17 protein-coding genes are annotated in these 18,036 nt (G+C 31.4%); 16 read left to right on the forward strand and 1 reads right to left on the reverse strand.

Annotation, left to right across the window (positions count from 1 at the left end; genetic code table 11):
- The first annotated feature begins 57 nt into the window (after positions 1–57).
- The 16 genes from rpsD (at position 58) to ACMOUI_RS08735 (ending at position 16,621) form a co-directional block, all read left to right on the forward strand.
- On the forward strand, positions 58–645 hold the full coding sequence (gene rpsD / locus ACMOUI_RS08660) for a 30S ribosomal protein S4 (RefSeq protein ID WP_418965310.1): 588 nt from the start codon (positions 58–60) through the stop codon (positions 643–645).
- A 26-nt stretch (positions 646–671) separates the two neighbouring features.
- Positions 672–1,649, forward strand: coding sequence for a DNA-directed RNA polymerase subunit alpha (locus tag ACMOUI_RS08665; RefSeq protein ID WP_418965311.1), 978 nt, complete (start codon positions 672–674; stop codon positions 1,647–1,649).
- Between the two features lie 24 nt (positions 1,650–1,673).
- Positions 1,674–2,024: a 50S ribosomal protein L17 gene (gene rplQ / locus ACMOUI_RS08670; protein WP_023050832.1), complete on the forward strand. Its 351-nt coding sequence runs from the start codon at positions 1,674–1,676 to the stop codon at positions 2,022–2,024.
- Positions 2,025–2,256: 232 nt separating this feature from the next.
- A complete protein-coding gene (locus tag ACMOUI_RS08675; protein ID WP_418965312.1) occupies positions 2,257–2,457 on the forward strand; it encodes a cold-shock protein in 201 nt (66 codons plus the stop codon).
- A gap of 107 nt (positions 2,458–2,564) precedes the next feature.
- Positions 2,565–3,161, forward strand: a complete 597-nt coding sequence (gene coaE, locus ACMOUI_RS08680; protein ID WP_418965313.1) for a dephospho-CoA kinase — start codon at positions 2,565–2,567, stop codon at positions 3,159–3,161.
- Positions 3,158–5,308, forward strand: a complete 2,151-nt coding sequence (locus ACMOUI_RS08685; RefSeq protein ID WP_418965314.1) for a peptidase U32 family protein — start codon at positions 3,158–3,160, stop codon at positions 5,306–5,308. The genes coaE and ACMOUI_RS08685 overlap by 4 nt, the downstream gene beginning before the upstream one ends.
- A complete protein-coding gene (locus tag ACMOUI_RS08690; RefSeq protein ID WP_418965315.1) occupies positions 5,309–5,806 on the forward strand; it encodes a phosphatidylglycerophosphatase A in 498 nt (165 codons plus the stop codon). It begins immediately after the preceding gene.
- 13 nt (positions 5,807–5,819) lie between these two features.
- A complete protein-coding gene (locus ACMOUI_RS08695) occupies positions 5,820–7,025 on the forward strand; it encodes a competence/damage-inducible protein A (protein ID WP_418965316.1) in 1,206 nt (401 codons plus the stop codon).
- A gap of 3 nt (positions 7,026–7,028) precedes the next feature.
- Positions 7,029–7,577, forward strand: coding sequence for a helix-turn-helix domain-containing protein (locus tag ACMOUI_RS08700; RefSeq protein ID WP_418965317.1), 549 nt, complete (start codon positions 7,029–7,031; stop codon positions 7,575–7,577).
- Between the two features lie 14 nt (positions 7,578–7,591).
- Positions 7,592–10,108, forward strand: a complete 2,517-nt coding sequence (locus ACMOUI_RS08705) for a DegV family protein (RefSeq protein ID WP_418965318.1) — start codon at positions 7,592–7,594, stop codon at positions 10,106–10,108.
- Positions 10,109–10,258: 150 nt separating this feature from the next.
- Positions 10,259–11,248, forward strand: coding sequence for a UDP-glucose 4-epimerase GalE (gene galE, locus ACMOUI_RS08710; protein WP_418965319.1), 990 nt, complete (start codon positions 10,259–10,261; stop codon positions 11,246–11,248).
- A 47-nt stretch (positions 11,249–11,295) separates the two neighbouring features.
- Positions 11,296–12,003 carry a biotin--[acetyl-CoA-carboxylase] ligase gene (locus tag ACMOUI_RS08715; RefSeq protein ID WP_418965320.1) on the forward strand — a complete coding sequence of 236 codons (708 nt, stop codon included), beginning with the start codon at positions 11,296–11,298 and terminating at the stop codon, positions 12,001–12,003.
- A gap of 8 nt (positions 12,004–12,011) precedes the next feature.
- Complete coding sequence (gene mnmA, locus ACMOUI_RS08720; RefSeq protein ID WP_418965321.1) at positions 12,012–13,055, forward strand: tRNA 2-thiouridine(34) synthase MnmA; 1,044 nt, start codon at positions 12,012–12,014, stop codon at positions 13,053–13,055.
- A gap of 12 nt (positions 13,056–13,067) precedes the next feature.
- Positions 13,068–14,132, forward strand: coding sequence for an aminopeptidase P family protein (locus tag ACMOUI_RS08725; protein ID WP_418965322.1), 1,065 nt, complete (start codon positions 13,068–13,070; stop codon positions 14,130–14,132).
- Between the two features lie 198 nt (positions 14,133–14,330).
- Positions 14,331–15,863 (forward strand): AbgT family transporter, encoded by a 1,533-nt coding sequence (locus ACMOUI_RS08730; protein WP_418965323.1) that lies wholly within the window; start codon positions 14,331–14,333, stop codon positions 15,861–15,863.
- A gap of 53 nt (positions 15,864–15,916) precedes the next feature.
- Positions 15,917–16,621, forward strand: coding sequence for an alpha/beta hydrolase (locus ACMOUI_RS08735; RefSeq protein ID WP_418965324.1), 705 nt, complete (start codon positions 15,917–15,919; stop codon positions 16,619–16,621).
- A 21-nt stretch (positions 16,622–16,642) separates the two neighbouring features.
- On the opposite strand, the gene ACMOUI_RS08740 is transcribed toward ACMOUI_RS08735, so the two are convergent.
- The gene (locus ACMOUI_RS08740) at positions 16,643–17,935 is read right to left on the reverse strand and encodes an NCS2 family permease (protein WP_418965325.1); all 1,293 of its coding nucleotides are present in this window, start codon (positions 17,933–17,935) and stop codon (positions 16,643–16,645) included.
- Between the last annotated feature and the right edge of the window lie 101 nt (positions 17,936–18,036).

The following is an 18,036-nucleotide window of genomic DNA, read 5'->3' on the forward strand; positions in this document are numbered from 1 at the left end:
CTGTTCTAAGCTCATTATCGTAGAAATTTATTAAGTGTAAGGAGGAACAATAAAGAGATGGCAAGAAATAGACAACCTGTTTTAAAGAAATGTAGAGCTCTTGGAATTGATCCAGTTATTTTAGGAGTTAACAAATCTTCTAATAGAGGGCCAAGACCAAATGCAAACAAAAAGCCTACAGAGTATGCAATTCAGTTAAACGAAAAGCAAAAAGCTAAATTTATATACAATGTAATGGAGAAGCAATTCAGAAAATTATATGATGAGGCTTCAAGAAAGGATGGAGTTACTGGTTTAACTTTAATCCAATACTTAGAGAGAAGATTAGAGAACGTAGTTTACAGACTAGGATTCGCTAAAACTAGAAGACAAGCTAGACAAATCGTGTCTCACGGACACATTGCTGTTAACGGAAGAAGAGTTAACATCGCATCTTATAGAGTAAAAGCAGGGGATGTAGTATCTGTAATTGAGAACTCAAAAAATATCGAGTTAATCAAATCTGCAGTAGAAGAGAAAACAGTTCCAGCATGGTTAGAGTTAGATAAAGCTAACTTCGCAGGAAAAGTTCTTCAGAACCCAACTAAAGACGATTTAGATTTCGATCTAAACGAAGCTTTAATAGTTGAGTTCTATTCAAGATAATAAATCCTTTGACAGGAGTTGATTAAATGTTAAAAATAGAAAAACATGCTAAGGGTATTAACATTACCGAATTAAAAACAAGTGACTTTTCAGGTCAATATGTTATAGAGCCTTTATATAGAGGATATGGACATACAATTGGTAATGCTTTGAGAAGAGTTTTACTATCATCTATACCTGGTGCTGCCATTAAGGGAGTAAGAATTGATGGAGTACTAAGCGAGTTTTCAGTTATGGAAGGTGTTAAAGAAGCTGTAACTGAGATAATGCTAAATGTAAAAGAGGTAGTAATAAAGGCAGAAACTGCTGGAGAAAGAAAAATGACTCTTTCTGCAAAGGGACCTAAGACTGTTACAGCTGCTGATATAATACCAGATATCGGATTAGAAATTGTAAATCCAGATCAAATTATCTGTACATTAACTACAGATAGAGAGATCGATATGGAATTTATAGTTGATACTGGTGAAGGATTTGTTGTTGCTGAAGAGATAGAGAAAAAAGATTGGGCTGTAGATTTTATAGCAGTTGATGCTATATATACACCAATCAGAAAAGTATCTTACTCAGTTCAGGATACAATGGTTGGAAGAATGACTGATTTCGACAAGTTGACTTTAAATATAGAGACTGATGGAAGTGTTGAGATAAGAGACGCAATCTCTTATGCTGTAGAACTTTTAAAGTATCACTTAGATCCTTTCCTAGATTTAGGAAATAGAATGGATCACTTAAGAGTGGACCTTGAGGAAGAGGAGGAAACTCCAGCATCAACAACTAAAGCTGATGATATATTAAATACAAGAATAGAGGAGCTAGATTTAACAGTTAGATCATTTAACTGCTTAAAGAAAGCTGGAATAGAGGAAGTTGGACAGTTGGCAAGAATGTCAATGAACGAACTTCTAAAAATAAAGAATCTAGGAAGAAAATCACTAGATGAGATCCTTGAAAAGATGAAAGAACTTGGGTTCGATCTAAATGGAAATGGATCTGTAGAATAATTAGATAAGGAGGCTAACTGACTAATGAACCACAATAAATCATATAGAAAGTTAGGGAGAAGAGCTGACCATAGAAAAGCTATGTTAATGAACTTAACAATATCTCTAATTTTATCAGATAGAATAGAAACTACTGTTACTAGAGCAAAAGAGCTTAGAAAGTTTGCTGAGAGAATGGTTACTCTTGGTAAAAAAGGAACTCTTGCTCACAGAAGACAAGCTTTCGCTTTCTTAAGAAGCGAAGAGGCTGTAGCTAAGTTATTTAACGATTTAGCTCCAAAGTATGCTGAGAGAAACGGTGGATACACAAGAATCATCAGAACTTCTGTAAGAAAGGGAGATTCTGCTGAGATGGCTATAATCGAATTAGTATAATTCTAATTCGCTTGAAAGAGAACTACGTTGTAGTTCTCTTTTTTATATTATAATAATAATAAAATAAACAAAACTAAAAAAATGTCTTAAATTTTAATTATTGTGTAAAAAAACTTTTTTTTCTTCAAAAAACAAACAAAATGTATTGCAAATCAGAGTCCAATAATGTATAATATATCCATAAAGTGCCTAGGGGGACTTATTATACTTTTTAGATAATTTGGAGGTTAAAATGTTAAAAGGAACTGTTAAATGGTTTAACAAAGAAAAAGGATTTGGTTTTGTAACTTGTGAAGAGGGGAAAGATTATTTCGTACACTTTACTGGAATTGTTGGGGAAGGGTTTAGAACTTTAGAGGAAGGACAAAATGTTTCATTTATCGTTGAGGAAGGAAACAAAGGACCAATAGCTAAAGAAGTAACTGCAGCTTAATATAAATTATAAAACCGAGAGTGAAATATTAATTTCACTCTTTTTTTTTACAAAAAAAGTCAGAAAATATGTTAGAATATAATATATTCGATTTTAAGGAGATAGTAATGATATTAGGATTAACTGGCGGTATAGGTAGTGGAAAATCTACGGTTAGTAAGATATTTTTATCTATGGGAATTAAAGTTTTTGATGCTGATTTAATAGCTAAAAATATTTTAGAAAGTGAGCAGGTAAAAGAGGAAATCCAAAAGAAATTGGGAAAAAAATTTATAATTTCAGAAAAGAAAATAATAGATAAAGAGCTATTAAAAAAAGAGGTTTTTAATAATCCTGAAAAGTTGGCTATTTTAAATAAAATAGTTCATCCTAAAGTTATTGAAGAGTATAAAGAGCTATATAGACAGTTCAAAAATAAAGATGAGATAGTTATTTTTGATGTTCCCTTGTTATTCGAGGTTAATTTAGATAGTTATTGTGATAGAACAGTAGTTGTGGATATTGATCCTAAAATACAGGTTGATCGTATAAAAAAGAGGGATAAAATAGATGAAGAGCTAATAGACAAGATAATCTTGGCTCAAATGTCTAGGGATGAAAGAAAAAAAAGAGGCAATATCATAGTTGAAAATAACGGTTCTTTTGAAGACTTAAAAGAGAGAGTAAAAAAAATAATAGAGGATATAGAGAGAGGAAAAATATGAAAATAGTAGCTCCAGCAGGAAGTATTGAAAGGTTTCATGCTGCAATAAAAGCAGGTGCTGATGAAATATATATGGGATTAAAGGGGTTTGGCGCAAGAAGAAATGCGGTAAATTTAACTTTGGAAGAGTATAAGGAAGCATTGGATTATGCTCATGCAAGAGGGGTAAAAGTGTTCTTGACTCTGAACACAATTATGATGGATGTGGAGATTGAGGCAATATCAATAAATTTAAGAGAGTTATATAGATGTGGATTAGATGCAGTTATTGTTCAAGATTTTGGATTGGCAGAGTTTATAAAGACTAACTTCCCAGGGTTAGAATTACATGGAAGTACACAGATGACAGTGGCAAATCATGTAGAGGCAAACTATTTAAAATCAATTGGTTTTGAAAGAGTGGTATTACCAAGAGAGCTGACTTTTGAAGAGATTAAAGAGATAAGGGAGAAAAGTGATATAGAGTTAGAGATCTTTGTTTCTGGAGCACTTTGTATCTCATACTCTGGAAATTGTTACATGAGTAGCTTTATAGGTGGACGTAGTGGAAATAGAGGAATGTGTGCACAGCCATGTAGAAAGAAGTATACTTCCAATGGAAATGATGAAGGGTATAGCTTAAGTCCAAAAGATCAACTATATGGCTATGAGGAGATTCAAAAGCTAAAAGAGATAGGTATTGATAGTATAAAGTTAGAGGGAAGAATGAAAGAACCTAACTATGTGTTTCAAACGGTTAGCTACTACAAGGAGCTAATCAATGGAAATAATATTGAGGAAAAAAGTTCTCAAATATTCAATAGAGGATATAGTACGGGGTATTTTTATAAAGATAGAAAAGATATAATGAATAGAAACTTTGCTAGTCATTTAGGGAAAAATTTAGGGGATTTAAATGGTAAAGAGTTAAAGTTAAAAGAGAGAATAATTTTAGGAGATGGAGTAACATTTCTATCTAAAGAGTATGAAAAACTTGGTGGAACTTATATAAATAGAATTGATACTAAGTTTGAAAAAAATAGAAGAGAAGCTGAAGTTGGAGAAACTTTGGTAATGAGAGATCTACCAAAGGGAACAAAGTATGTGTTTAGAAACTATTCAAAAGAGATCAGTGATTTAATTGAATTAAAGATGAAAAATACAGATAAAAAACATCCTATTGAGATTGAGTTTATAGGAAAAGTTGGAGAGAGAGCAAAAATAGTGGCCTCTACATTGAATAATAGATATGAAGTTGTGAAAGTGAGCTTAGAGAGTGAAACTTTAATTGAGAGAGCCAAAAATAGGGGAACATCAAAAGAAACAATAGAGGAGAAACTACTTGAAATAGGGGATACAACATTTGTAGGTATCATAAAAAATATCTGTATAGATCAAGATATTTTTTTACCAATTTCAACTTTAAAGCAGTTGAAAAGAGATATAGTAAAACTTTTACTAGAAAATCTAATTTTAAGTTATAAAAGAGAGAGTCAGAACGAAATAATAAAGCTATCAAGAGTGGATACAACACCTAAAAAGAGTATACTTTCAGCTATTGTTAGCAGTGATGAACAAAGAGAAGTTTTAAAGGGATATGGAATAGATAAGATCTATAAAAAAGGTTATGATGTAGCAAGAGAGGAGATTTTAGAAAAGATAGATTTAAAAAATACTCTAGCTACAAATCTATATCAAGCTTTGGAAAATAAAAATGATAAAGTGACTTTAAGTTGGAATTTAAATATATCTAATCGTTATGCTTTTAACCATTTTTCACAACTGGAGGATGTGGACACAATCATTGTATCACCTGAGGTAAGTTATAAAAGATTGGAAGAGATAGGTGAAACAAAAATAAAAAAGGCTATATTGGCATATGGAAGACCAAGAGCTATGTATACTGAGCTATCCTTTGGGGATGAAAAGATTAAAACTATTGAAAATGAGCAAGGGGATAGATTTACAATAATTAAAAATAATATAGGAAACAGTGAAATATATTTAGAAAAGCCTTTAAATATTCTTAGAGATAGAAAATATTTAGAAGAGATTGGGATATCTGAGTTAGTTTTAGAGTTTACAACTGAAACACCTGAGGAGATAAAGGATATTTTAGATGGAAAAGGGATGTATAAGGCTTATAACTATGAGAAGGGAGTGTTCTAGATGAATAAAAAAATTGTAAAAAATTTAGCAACAGTCTTTGGATTGGGAGAGATGCCTGTAGCTCCAGGTACTTTTGGAACTTTAGGTGGAATTCCTATATATGTAGGATTGGTGATTTTAAAAAAAATATTTCCAAATAATATGATTTACAACTCTTTTTACTTTATGTTTTTAATGACTTTCTTTGCAATTGCAGTGTATGTTTCAGATATAGCTGAAAGAGAGATTTTTAAAGAAAAAGACCCACAAAAAGTTGTAATAGATGAAGTGTTAGGATTTTTGACTACACTATTTTTAATAAATCCAGTTGGAATATTTCAAACTATTATGGCTATAGTGATAGGATTTGTAATTTTTAGATTCTTTGATATAACTAAAATAGGTCCTATTTATAAATCGCAATTCTTTGGACATGGTGTAGGTGTGGTTTTAGATGATTTCTTAGCTGGAGTTATAGGAAATTTTCTGATGGTTTGTATATGGACAATATTCTTTTAAGAGGTAGATGAAAATGAGATGTACATTGATATTGGTTGGAACAGAACTTTTAAATGGGGCAACATTAGATACAAATAGTGTATTTATGGCAGAGGAACTAAATAAAGCGGGGATAAAAATTGATTATAAATTAACAGTTGGAGATACTTTAGAAAAAATAGAGAACGCTATTAAGTTTGCAAAGAGCACAAGTGATCTAGTTATATTATCTGGAGGCTTAGGAGCTACAGATGATGATTTAACAAAGGAAGCTATCAGAAGATTTTTGAATAAAAAGTTTATAGTTGATGAGGTTGAATTAGAGGAGATAAAAGAGAAGTTTAAAAAGTTGAATATTCAATTTTTAAATAAAAATCTTAAAGAGGTTGAAAAACCAGAGGGTGCAATCTCAATAAAAAATGATGTAGGTATGGCACCGGCATTTTTTATAGATGGAATAGCAGCTTTTCCAGGAGTTCCAAAAGAGTTATACAACATGTTTCCAAAATTTATAAAGTTTTATACAGATAAATTTTGTCCAAATTTAGATCCAATATACATTAAAGATATTATAGTTTCAGGAATCCCAGAATCTATACTTGAGGAAAAAATAAAAGAGTTTTTTACTGAACCAAATATAGAATATGAATTTTTAGTTAAAGATTATGGTATAATAGTAAGGATGCAAACCTCAGATAGATATAAAAACACAGTGGAAAAAATTAAGGAAAAGATATATAATAGTATAGGAAATTATATATTGGCAGAGGATCAAGAAAAGGTAGAAGATAAGATTTTTAATCTTTTAAAAAAGAAAAAATACACATTATCTGTGGCAGAGTCATGCACAGGTGGAATGTTATCTTCAACTATTGTCTCAGTGCCAGGTATATCACAATTTTTTAAAGAGGGATTGATTACATATAGTAATGAATCAAAGATAAATCGGTTAAAAGTTAATAAAAATTTAATAGAAAAATATGGAGCTGTAAGTAAAGAGGTAGCAGAAGAGATGGCTGCTGGATTAAAAACAGATATTGGAATTTCAACAACAGGAATTGCAGGTCCTGAGGGTGGAACTAAAGATAAACCTGTGGGACTGGTGTATATTGGAATTAAAGTTAAAGAAAAAGTGTTAAGCTTTAAATTTAACTTCATAGGGGATAGAGAAAAAATAAGAAAAAAAGCAGTTCTCCATAGTCTATTTGAACTATATAAAATATTAGAGGAGGATGAATAAAAAGTGAGTATAGGAGAGAGAATAAAAAAAAGTAGAAATGAGAAATCATTATCATTAAGAGAGTTAGCAACAATGGTTGATTTATCAGCTAGTTTTTTATCACAGATAGAGCAAGGGAAAGCATCTCCTTCAATAGAAAATTTAAAAAAAATAGCGAATTCATTAGATGTAAGAGTTAGTTATCTAATTGAAGATGAAGAGATAAAAAAGAATTCAGATTTAATAAGAGCAAAAGAGAGAAAATATGTTGAAAGTGTGGATTCAAATACGACAATATCTTTACTGACATCATCAAATATAGAGAAAAGTATGGAACCTATTTTATATGAGATTGGACCAGGAGGAGAGAGTGGCAGAAGTTACTATACTCATCACGGAGAGGAATTTATCTTTATTCTTGAAGGAAATTTAGATATATATATAGAGGAAACAGTTCATAATTTACATGAGGGAGATAGTTTCTATTTTAAATCTAGTCAAAAACATAGATTTAAAAATAATTCAGATAAAAGAGCTAGAGCTCTATGGGTGGTAAATCCACCTACATTCTAAAAATGGAGGAAAATATGAATATAGAAGTAAAGGTATTGAATTCTACTAGGTTAACTAAGCTATTAATAGCGGCAAGTAGATGGTTATCAAAATATTCAGACGTTTTAAATGATTTAAATGTATACCCTGTTCCAGATGGAGATACAGGAACAAATATGTCAATGACATTACAGGCAGTTGAAAATGAGTTAATAAAGCTAAACCATGAACCTGATATGGAGGAGTTAGCAGATATAGTATCAGAAGCAATTCTGTTAGGTGCTAGAGGAAACTCTGGAACTATACTATCTCAAATTATTCAAGGGTTTTTAGAGGGTATAAGAGCTAAAGAGGAAGTAACTGTAGATGATGTTAAGGTTGCCTTTAGATTGGCTAAAGAGAAGGCTTATAAGGCCGTAAGTGAGCCTGTGGAAGGAACAATGTTAACAGTTATTAGAAGAGTGGCAGAAGAGGCTGAAAAATATGATGGACCAGCTGATGATTTTATTCCATTTTTAGTATATTTAAAAGAAGCAGCTCAAGATGCGGTGGAAGAAACACCTAATCAATTACCAAAATTAAAGGAAGCTGGAGTTGTTGATGCTGGAGGACAAGGAATATTCTATATCTTAGAGGGATTTGAGAAATCAATAACAGATCCAGAGATGTTACATGACCTAGAAAGAATTGTTCAATCACAAGCGAAGAGAAAAGATATCATGGAACATTCAGGAAACCATGTATTTGATGATATTAAATTCAAATATTGTACAGAGTTTGTTATAGAATCTGGTGATTTTGATTTAGATGATTATAAATCAAAAATTATAAACTATGGAGATTCAATGGTATGTGCTCAAACGTCTAAAAAAACGAAAACACATATACATACAAACAATCCTGGAGCGGTTTTAGAAATAGCTGGGAAATTAGGAAATCTATCAAATATTAAGATTGATAATATGGAGATTCAACATAAAAATATGCTTTTAGCAGATGCAGAGCATTATAAAGTTGATAAAAAAGGAAAGATTTTAGTTCAAAATGAAAATAGTAAACCAATAGCATATTTTGCAATAGTGGATAATATGGAGTTAGGGAATCTATTTTTAGATAATGGTGCAACAGCAGTTTTAATTGGAGGACAAACACAGAATCCAAGTGTTGCAGATATAGAAGAGGGATTAAATAAGATAAAAGCTGACAAAATTGTAATCCTACCAAATAATAAGAATATAACTTCATCTGCTAAATTAGCGGCAGAAAGATCATCTAAAGAGGTAACTGTTTTAGAAACTAAAACAATGCTAGAGGGTGAATATGTTGTTAAAAATAAAGATTTTGGAATGGATGAAATTTTAAAACAACTTCCATTTAATACATCAATAGAGATAACTCAAGCTGTGAGAGACACTAAGGTTGATGATATAACAATAGCTCAAGGTGACTATATAGCTTTAATTAATGGAAAAATAAAGTTGAGAGCGTCCACTTTAGAGGAGATCATAGAGAATGTCTATAAAACTTGTGTAAACAGTGAAACTTTAAATATATTTGCATGTATAGGAAAAGGATCAACTGAGGAAGCGAATAAAATTTTAAAGGGAATTAAATCGACAGTAAGATACTCTGATTTAGTAATTGGACAGGATAACTATCCATACTATATCTATATAACAAATAGAAATCCAGAGTTACCAGAGATTGCTATTGTGACAGATTCAACATCAGATTTAACACCGGATATGATAAAAGGTTTAGATGTGGATATTATACCTCTAAAAATAAAACTAGCTGGAGACACTTACTATAGAGATGGAGTAGATATCTCTAAAGGTGAGTTTTGGAAGCAGTTATTAAAGGAAAATATTGTACCAAAAACATCACAGCCATCGCCAGCAGAGTTTAAAGAGTTATATGAAAAACTTCTGGAAAAGGGTTATAAAAAGATTATATCTATCCATATCTCAAGTAAACTAAGTGGAACTCAGCAAGCTGCAAGAGTTGCAAGAGGAATGCTTAATAAAGAGGACGATATCGCTATTGTTGATTCTAAATCAGTAACATTTGCTTTAGCTCATATAGTTATAGAAGCTGCTAAAATGGTAAAGGATGGAAAATCTTTTGATGAGATAATTGAATGGATTGATGAAACAAAGAGTAAGATGAAGGTTTATTTTGTAGTAAAAGAACTTTCATATCTAGAAAAAGGTGGAAGAATAGGAAGAGCATCATCAGTTATTGGTGGATTCTTAAAAATAAAACCTGTTTTAAAGTTAGAGAATGGTGAGGTTTGTATAGAAGCAAAAGCGCTTGGAGAAAGAGGGGCTTTAGCATATATGGAAAAACTGATCAAAAATGAGAAAAATTCAATAATTATGTATACTGGTTGGGGTGGAACACGTAGTGAATTAGAAGCTGCTGACCAACTTAGAAGCATAGCTGAAAAAACTAAAAAGCTGGACTATAGAGGTAGAATGGAGATTGGAGCGACTATTGCTTCACACACAGGACCTGTATATGGAATGGGAATTTTAAACAAAATAAGATAGTAAAAATTAGCTAGATTTTTAATCTAGCTTTTTTTACAAAGATAAACTTTTTTAAATAAATTAAATAAGTTATAGCCGAAAGAGTTTTAAAAGGATTGACTGGACATTAAAAAGCAAATATAATAAAGAAAAAACCATAGGAGGAATAAGATGGCAATATTAGTTTGTGGTGGAGCTGGATATATAGGAAGTCACGCAGTAAAAGCTTTATTAGAAGCAAAAAGAGAGGTTATTGTTTTAGATAATATGCAAACAGGACATGTGGAAGCTATTCCTGAGAATATAAAATTAGCACTAGGAGATTTAAGAGATTTAGATTTTCTAAAAAAAGTTTTTAAAGAAAATAAAATAGAGGGTGTTATACATTTTGCAGCAGACTCATTGGTGGGAGAGAGTATGACAAACCCCGCTAAGTACTTTGAAAACAACGTTATGGGAACAATGAATCTATTGAATACAATGAGAGAGTTTGGAGTAAAAAATATTGTGTTCTCATCAACAGCAGCAACATATGGAGAACCTAAAAATATACCTATTTTAGAAACTGATGAGACTAATCCAACAAACCCTTATGGTGAAAGTAAATTGATGGTTGAAAAATTATTGAAGTGGTACGATTATGCCTATGGAATAAAATATACAGCACTTAGATATTTTAATGTTGCAGGTGCTTATCCAACAGGAGAGATTGGAGAGGACCACAGTCCAGAGACACACCTTATCCCAATAATACTTCAAGTGGCTTTGGGAAAAAGAGAGAAAATTGGAATATATGGAGATGACTATCCAACTGAAGATGGAACTTGCATAAGAGATTATGTACATGTAATGGACTTGGTAGATGCACACATTTTAGCTTTAGATAGATTAAAAAATGGTGGAGAAAGTACTGTATATAACTTAGGAAATGGAGAGGGATTCTCTGTAAAGCAGGTGATAGAAGTGGCTAGAAAAGTTACAAAGCACCCTATTCCAGCTGAAGTTTCTCCAAGAAGAGCGGGAGACCCTGCAAAATTAGTTGCTAGTTCAAAAAAGGCTATGAATGAGTTAAAGTGGAAACCTAAATATGGATCACTGGATTCTATAATAGAGACAGCTTGGAAATGGCATAAAGAAAACCCAGAAGGATATAATGACTAAAAAAATTAGGCAGAACTCTGCCTAATTTTTTATTTAAAGGAGAGAGAATGAGAATATATAGATTTGATGAGATAGATTCTACAAATAAGTTTTTAAGAGAAAAAAAAGATGTGATGGAGAAAGATTTAGCTATAGCCAAGATTCAAACATTGGGAAGAGGAAGAAGAGGAAATAAATGGGTTTCAACTGAGGGTGCAGCCCTATTTTCTTTTGTACTAAAACATGATTTGGAGATACCGGAAGAGGAGTATATGAAATTGCCTCTTCTAGTGGGATACTCACTTTTATACTCCCTAAAAAAAATTGAGGATTTAGATTATAGATTTAAATGGACAAATGATCTATTTTTAGATGAGAAAAAAATAAGTGGTATATTGGTAGAAAAAATTGGTGATAACTATATAATAGGTATTGGATTAAATGTAAATAACTTAAATTTAGAAGAAGCTAAAAATATCGCTATATCATTGAGAGAAAAAACTGGGAAAATATATGATTTAGAAAAACTTATATTAACTGTAGTAGAGGATTTTTATTGTAATTTTAAAGAGTTTAAAGATGGTAATTGGAAAGAGATTCTGGAAAAAATAAATAGAGTTAACTACCTATATGGAAAAAGAATTGAGGTTGTAACATTTGATAGAAAAGAGAGTGGTATCGCTGGAGATATCTTAAGTGATGGAACTTTAGAGGTATTTGTAGGAGATGAAATAAAAAAATATAATATAGGATCAATACATATAGCAAAAAAATAGAGGAGATTATGAATAAAAAAAGAATAGTGTTAGGATTAAGTGGTGGAGTGGATTCTTCAACTTCAGCATATATGTTAAAAGAGGATGGGTTTGAAGTAATTGGAGTTACTTTAGTGGTGAGCGAAGAGCAAAGGGAATCAAAAGATTTAAAGGATGCTATAGCTTTAGCAAAGGAACTGAAGATAGAACATATTGTATTGGATATTGTGGATGAATTTAAAGAAAAAATTGTGAAATACTTTATTGATGAGTATTCAAATGGAATGACACCATCTCCTTGTGTAGTTTGTGATGAAATAATAAAGGTGAAAAAACTTATAGAGATAGCGGATAAAAAAGACGCCTACTATATAGGTACTGGACACTACTGTCAAGTGAGTAAGGAGAATAAATTTAAGAAATATCTCTTTGAAAGACCAAAGGATATTAGAAAAGATCAGGGATATATGCTATATAGAATAGAGCCAGAAATAATAGAGAGAATGATTTTTCCATTGGCGAAGTATGAAAAAAACATAGTTAGAGAAAAGGCTAAAAATTATGGTATAAAAGTTTTTGATAAAAAGGATAGCCAAGGAATATGTTTTGCTAAAGAGGGATATTTGGAGTTTTTGAAAAAAAATTTAGGTGAAAAAATAATACCTGGAAATTTTATAGATAAAGATGGAAAAATCTTGGGAGAACATCAGGGCTATCAACTTTATACGATAGGGCAAAGAAGAGGTTTAGGGGTTCTATTCTCTAAAATATATTTTATAGTGGATATTATTCCAGAAAAAAATGAGATAGTTTTAGGTGATTATATTGAACTATATAGAAAAAGAGTTGAATTGAAAGATTTTAAAACTCATATTCCCTTTGAAATACTGATAAAGATGAGGGTATTAGCAAAACCGAGGTTTTCAAGTTTAGGTTTTTATGGTAAAGTGTTTGAAGAGAATGGCAAGATATACTTTGAATATGAAGAGGAAAATCCACAGAATGCCAAGGGGCAGCATTTGGTATTGTATAGCGATAAATTGGTTATTGGTGGAGGTAAAATAATATTTTAAAGGGGGCAGTTTATGAAGTTAAAAGAGTTGATGAAAGAGAAAAATGTAGAGGCAGTTTTAATTACCAATTTACTGAATGTGAGATACTTCACTGGCTTTACAGGAACAACGGGAACAGCGTTAGTTATAGGAGATAAAAAATTTTTTATAACAGATTTTAGATATGTTTCCCAAGGTAAAGAACAGGTTGAAAAACATGGATTTGAATTAATCTGTGAAAACATATCAACAATGAAAAAAATTGGTGAACTATTGAGAGAGTTCAATATAAAAAAACTGGCGATAGAAAATCAAAATGTAACACTGGATCAATTTAAACTTTTTGAAGAGAATTTCCCACAAGTGGAGTATATCTACCTAGACGATAGCTTTACAAAAATAAGAGAGATAAAATCTGAAGAGGAGATTGAAATAATAAAAAAATCGATAAAAATAGCTGAAAAAGCCTTAGAGTTAACTCTTCCTAAGATTAAAATTGGAGTGAAAGAGAGTGAGATTGCAGCTGAATTAGAGTATCAAATGAGAAAATTAGGAGCATCAAAACCATCCTTTGACCTTATTGTAGCTTCTAATGAAAGATCAGCTTTACCTCATGGAGTAGCAAGTGATAAAGAGATTGAAGAGGGATTTTTAACAATAGATTATGGATGTTTTTATAAAGGGTATGCCTCTGATATAACAAGAACATTTTATGTGGGAGATAATCCAACAGAAAAACATTTAGAAATATATAATATTGTAAAAGAAGCAAATGAAAGAGCGATAAGAGCGATAAAAGCAGGAATGTCAGTTCATGAGCTAGATGCTGTAGCTAGAGACTTTATAAAGGAAAAAGGATATGGGGAATACTTTGGACATGGTTTAGGACATGGTATAGGTCTTCAGATACATGAGTATCCAGGAGTTTCTTTTAAAGCTGAGAATAAGGTATTAAAAGAGGGGATGATAATAACAATAGAGCCTGGAATTTATCTTCCTGGATTTGGTGGAGTTAGAATAGAGGATGATGTTTTAGTAAAAAAAGATTCATATGAAAAATTAACTTCATTAAAAAAATCATTTGAAAAAATAAAATAATATATAAAAAGCTATTAAAAAAAATATAAATGTTCGTAAAAAGTACTAAATGATGACGAATATATATTTTTTTTATAAAAGATATATAAAATTAATCTTTTTAATTTGCCTAAAAATATGATATTCTTTATCTATAATAGAAAGTTTATTTGTCATTTAGTTATGAAATGAAAATAAATTATCAATATGGAGGGGAATATGGAAGCTGAATTAAAAAAGGACGAACTTCAAAACAGGAGTTTTATAGACAAATTCTTGAATATAATTGAAAAGGGAGGGAATGCCCTACCGCATCCAGCGACACTATTTGCGATACTTGCTGTAGTAGTAGTTATTATATCAGGTATAGGTGGAGCTTTAGGTTGGTCAGTTGATTTTGTTGGAATTAATAGTAAAACAATGAAAACAGAAGAGATGGTTATATCAACTAAATCGTTAATGACAAAAGAGGGTGTAAATTATATATTTACATCAATGGTTAAAAACTTTACTGGTTTTGCACCTTTAGGTACAGTATTAGTTGCTATAATAGGTATAGGAATAGCTGAGAGATCAGGATTGATGGCAGCAATTCTAAAAAAAGTGGCATTGTCAACACCTAAAAAATTAGTGACAGTTATGGTTATTTTCTTAGGAATTATGTCAAATGTGGCATCAGATGCAGGATATGTTGTATTACCACCACTTGCGGCATTGATTTTTCTATCTTTTGGAAGACATCCAATTGCAGGATTAGCAGCAGCATTTGCAGGAGTATCTGGAGGATTCTCAGCCAATCTATTGATAGGAACAATTGATCCACTTTTAGGAGGAATATCAACAGAGGCAGCAAAGATACTGGATCCAACATATGAGGTATTACCAACAGCAAACTGGTACTTTATGATGGCATCAACATTTGTAATTGCATTCTTAGGAACTTTAATAAATGATAAAATAGTTGAACCAAGATTAGGAAAATATACTGGTGATGAGGCAATTGATTTCCAAGAGGTAACACCAGAGGAGAAAAAGGCTTTAAGAGCAGCAGGAATAGCTACAGTGGCGATGTTAGTTTTACTAGTGCCAATCTACTTTGCATTAGGTAAAAACTTCTTAGGAAGTGGACTGGTACCAATAATAGTTATTTTCTTTGCACTTCCAGGATTAGCTTATGGAAAATCTATTGGAACAATAAAAAGTGATTCAGATGTAATGTCTATGTTAACAAAATCAATGCAGGGAATGGCTGGATATATAGTTTTAGTATTCTTTGCGGCTCAGTTCATAGCATACTTTGGATATACAAACTTAGGGACAATTTTAGCAGTAAAAGGAGCAGATTTCCTAGAAACAGCTGGAATTGGAGGGATTCCATTAGTGATTGGATTTATTCTAATAGTAGGATTCTTAAATCTGTTTATGGGATCAGCCTCAGCTAAGTGGGCTATATTAGCGCCAGTGTTTATACCGATGTTAATGAGAATAGGATATTCACCAGAGTTCACTCAATTAGCTTATAGAATAGGAGATTCAAGTACAAATATAATCTCTCCATTGATGTCATACTTCGCAATGATAATTGTATTCATGCAAAAATATGATAAAAAAGCTTCATTGGGAACATTGATATCAGTAATGCTTCCTTACTCAATAACATTTATGATAGGTTGGTCACTTTTCTTAGCAGCTTGGATGTTAAGTGGATTACCAATTGGACCAGAGGTACAGATATTATTAAAAAGCATGTAAGATATAAAGGCTTGATTAAATTCAAGCCTTTTATTTATTTTTAGAGGTGAAAGATGAAAAAGAACATAGTTTTAATACATGGAGCAGGAGTTGGAGGATGGGTATTTAGAGATATAGAGAAGATACTAAAACTTTATGGAAACAACGTATACTCACCAAATCTATCTGCAATAGGGGACAAAAAAAAGTTGTTGGAGGATAAAGTAAATTTAACTACATATGCAAAAGAGATAGAGGCTCTAATAGTAAAAAATGATTTGCATGATGTCTATTTAATAGGGCACTCTTTTGGTGGAGCAGTGGTCTCGACAGTGGTGGAGTTAATTCCAGAGAGAATAAAATATCAGATATATATAGATAGCTTTTTTTTAGAAAATGGTGAGAGTATTTTAACTTTATTTGGAGAGAAAAGAGAGAGAGAACTATATGAGATTCGTGATTTAGAAGGAGAGGGAAAATATCTACCAAAACGTCTATTTGGAAAGGAACATCCATTAATAAAAGATATGCCTTTTAATCCCTATATAGAAAAAGTTAAATTTAAGGGCAGTGGTAAAAAAATACCTGGAGCTTATATAGATTGTTTAGACAGCAGTGGATTTGAACATTTAGAAAAGCCAAAAAAGATTATGAGGGCTAGAGTAGAGGAAAGAAAATGGAAATATATAACTTTGGATTCAGATCATATTCCTATGACAAAATCTCCAGCTAGAGAGAAATTAATAGATATTTTAATATACTTAATAAAAAACAGCTAAGTTTTCTTAGCTGTTTTTATATTATACAATTAAACTTAAAACAGATAAAACTCCTATAAATAAAAGAGTAGGATTTAACTTTTTAAAATCTCCTGTTCCAGCATGGATAATTATATAGGAGATAAATCCAAAAGCTAAACCAGTACTGATACTGTATGTTAAAGGCATCATTAAGATTGTAACAAATGATGGGAAAAGAGTTTTATAATCCTTCCAGTCCAGTTCATAGATGTTTTTAAACATGTATACTCCAACTATAATAAGTGCTGGTGAAGTCGCAAATGATGGCACTATTGAAACCAGTGGAGTGAAAAATAAAGAGATTATAAAAAATCCAGCAGTAACAATTGAGGCTAAACCAGTTCTAGCACCAGCGGCAATACCAGCAGCTGTTTCCGAAAGAGTAGTAACTGTACTAGTACCTAAAATAGAACCAATTATAGTGGAAGTAACATCAGCATACAACATTTTTCCAAGATCTTTAACTTTACCATTTTTATCGGCTAATCCAATCTCTTTAGAACAAGCGATTAAAGTTCCTAAAGAATCAAATAAGTCAACGAACATAAAAGAAAATGCAGGACCTAAAAGTGATAGCTTTAAAGCGTCTAAAATATTTAATTTAAAAGCTATTGGAGCAATGCTAGGGGGCATAGACATAATAGAACTTGGCATACTTGTATCTCCAGTAAAGATACCAATAACTGTAGATGAGATTATACCGATCAGTATACCTCCCTTAACTCTTTTAATCTCAAGTATTATAGCTATAAAAAGTCCAATGACTCCAATTAAAATCTGTGAGTTAAATCTAGCTAATCCAATGATTGTTGCGGGATTAGAGGATACAATTCCAAGTGTTTTAAGACCTATAAAGGCTATAAAAAGTCCAATTCCACCTGTGACAGATATTTTAAGACAAAGGGGAATCGCATTGGCAATCTTTTCTCTAATTCCACCAATTGATAAAAAGAAGAAAAATACTCCAGAGAGAAAAACAATTCCAAGTGCAGTTTCCCAAGGAATACCTCTACCGATAACAAGGGAATAGGTAAAGAAGGCATTTAATCCCATACCTGGCGCTAAAGCAAATGGAGCATTAGCCAAAAGTGCTGCAATAAGAGTTCCAATAGCAGCAGAAACTATTGTAACTGTAATTAGAGCTCCTTTATCCATTCCAGCCTCACTAAGAATAGCTGGGTTAATAAAAATTATGTAAGCCATAGTTAGGAAAGTAGTGGTACCACCAATTATTTCATGTTTGATACTACTATGCCTTTCCCTAATTTTAAAAAAATTGTTTAAAAAATTCATACAAAACTCCTTTATTTTTTCCATATATTATACAGAAAAAATAAATTAAAATGAAGAGAAAAATAAAATCTTGACAAATTTAATTTTATACTATACTATAA

The organism is Cetobacterium sp., from assembly GCF_048470075.1.
Lineage (GTDB): Bacteria > Fusobacteriota > Fusobacteriia > Fusobacteriales > Fusobacteriaceae > Cetobacterium_A.

What these genes read in the sequence shown, in the direction of transcription:
- ACMOUI_RS08695 (WP_418965316.1), top strand. Translation starts at nt 5,820, where the DNA reads ATGAGATGTACATTGATATTGGTTGGAACAGAACTTTTAAATGGGGCA.
- ACMOUI_RS08685 (WP_418965314.1), top strand. Translation starts at nt 3,158, where the DNA reads ATGAAAATAGTAGCTCCAGCAGGAAGTATTGAAAGGTTTCATGCTGCA.
- ACMOUI_RS08665 (WP_418965311.1), top strand. Translation starts at nt 672, where the DNA reads ATGTTAAAAATAGAAAAACATGCTAAGGGTATTAACATTACCGAATTA.
- ACMOUI_RS08705 (WP_418965318.1), top strand. Translation starts at nt 7,592, where the DNA reads ATGAATATAGAAGTAAAGGTATTGAATTCTACTAGGTTAACTAAGCTA.
- ACMOUI_RS08735 (WP_418965324.1), top strand. Translation starts at nt 15,917, where the DNA reads ATGAAAAAGAACATAGTTTTAATACATGGAGCAGGAGTTGGAGGATGG.
- ACMOUI_RS08675 (WP_418965312.1), top strand. Translation starts at nt 2,257, where the DNA reads ATGTTAAAAGGAACTGTTAAATGGTTTAACAAAGAAAAAGGATTTGGT.
- ACMOUI_RS08740 (WP_418965325.1), bottom strand. Translation starts at nt 17,935, where the DNA reads ATGAATTTTTTAAACAATTTTTTTAAAATTAGGGAAAGGCATAGTAGT.
- coaE (WP_418965313.1), top strand. Translation starts at nt 2,565, where the DNA reads ATGATATTAGGATTAACTGGCGGTATAGGTAGTGGAAAATCTACGGTT.
- rplQ (WP_023050832.1), top strand. Translation starts at nt 1,674, where the DNA reads ATGAACCACAATAAATCATATAGAAAGTTAGGGAGAAGAGCTGACCAT.
- ACMOUI_RS08715 (WP_418965320.1), top strand. Translation starts at nt 11,296, where the DNA reads ATGAGAATATATAGATTTGATGAGATAGATTCTACAAATAAGTTTTTA.
- mnmA (WP_418965321.1), top strand. Translation starts at nt 12,012, where the DNA reads ATGAATAAAAAAAGAATAGTGTTAGGATTAAGTGGTGGAGTGGATTCT.
- rpsD (WP_418965310.1), top strand. Translation starts at nt 58, where the DNA reads ATGGCAAGAAATAGACAACCTGTTTTAAAGAAATGTAGAGCTCTTGGA.
- ACMOUI_RS08725 (WP_418965322.1), top strand. Translation starts at nt 13,068, where the DNA reads ATGAAGTTAAAAGAGTTGATGAAAGAGAAAAATGTAGAGGCAGTTTTA.
- ACMOUI_RS08690 (WP_418965315.1), top strand. Translation starts at nt 5,309, where the DNA reads ATGAATAAAAAAATTGTAAAAAATTTAGCAACAGTCTTTGGATTGGGA.
- ACMOUI_RS08730 (WP_418965323.1), top strand. Translation starts at nt 14,331, where the DNA reads ATGGAAGCTGAATTAAAAAAGGACGAACTTCAAAACAGGAGTTTTATA.
- galE (WP_418965319.1), top strand. Translation starts at nt 10,259, where the DNA reads ATGGCAATATTAGTTTGTGGTGGAGCTGGATATATAGGAAGTCACGCA.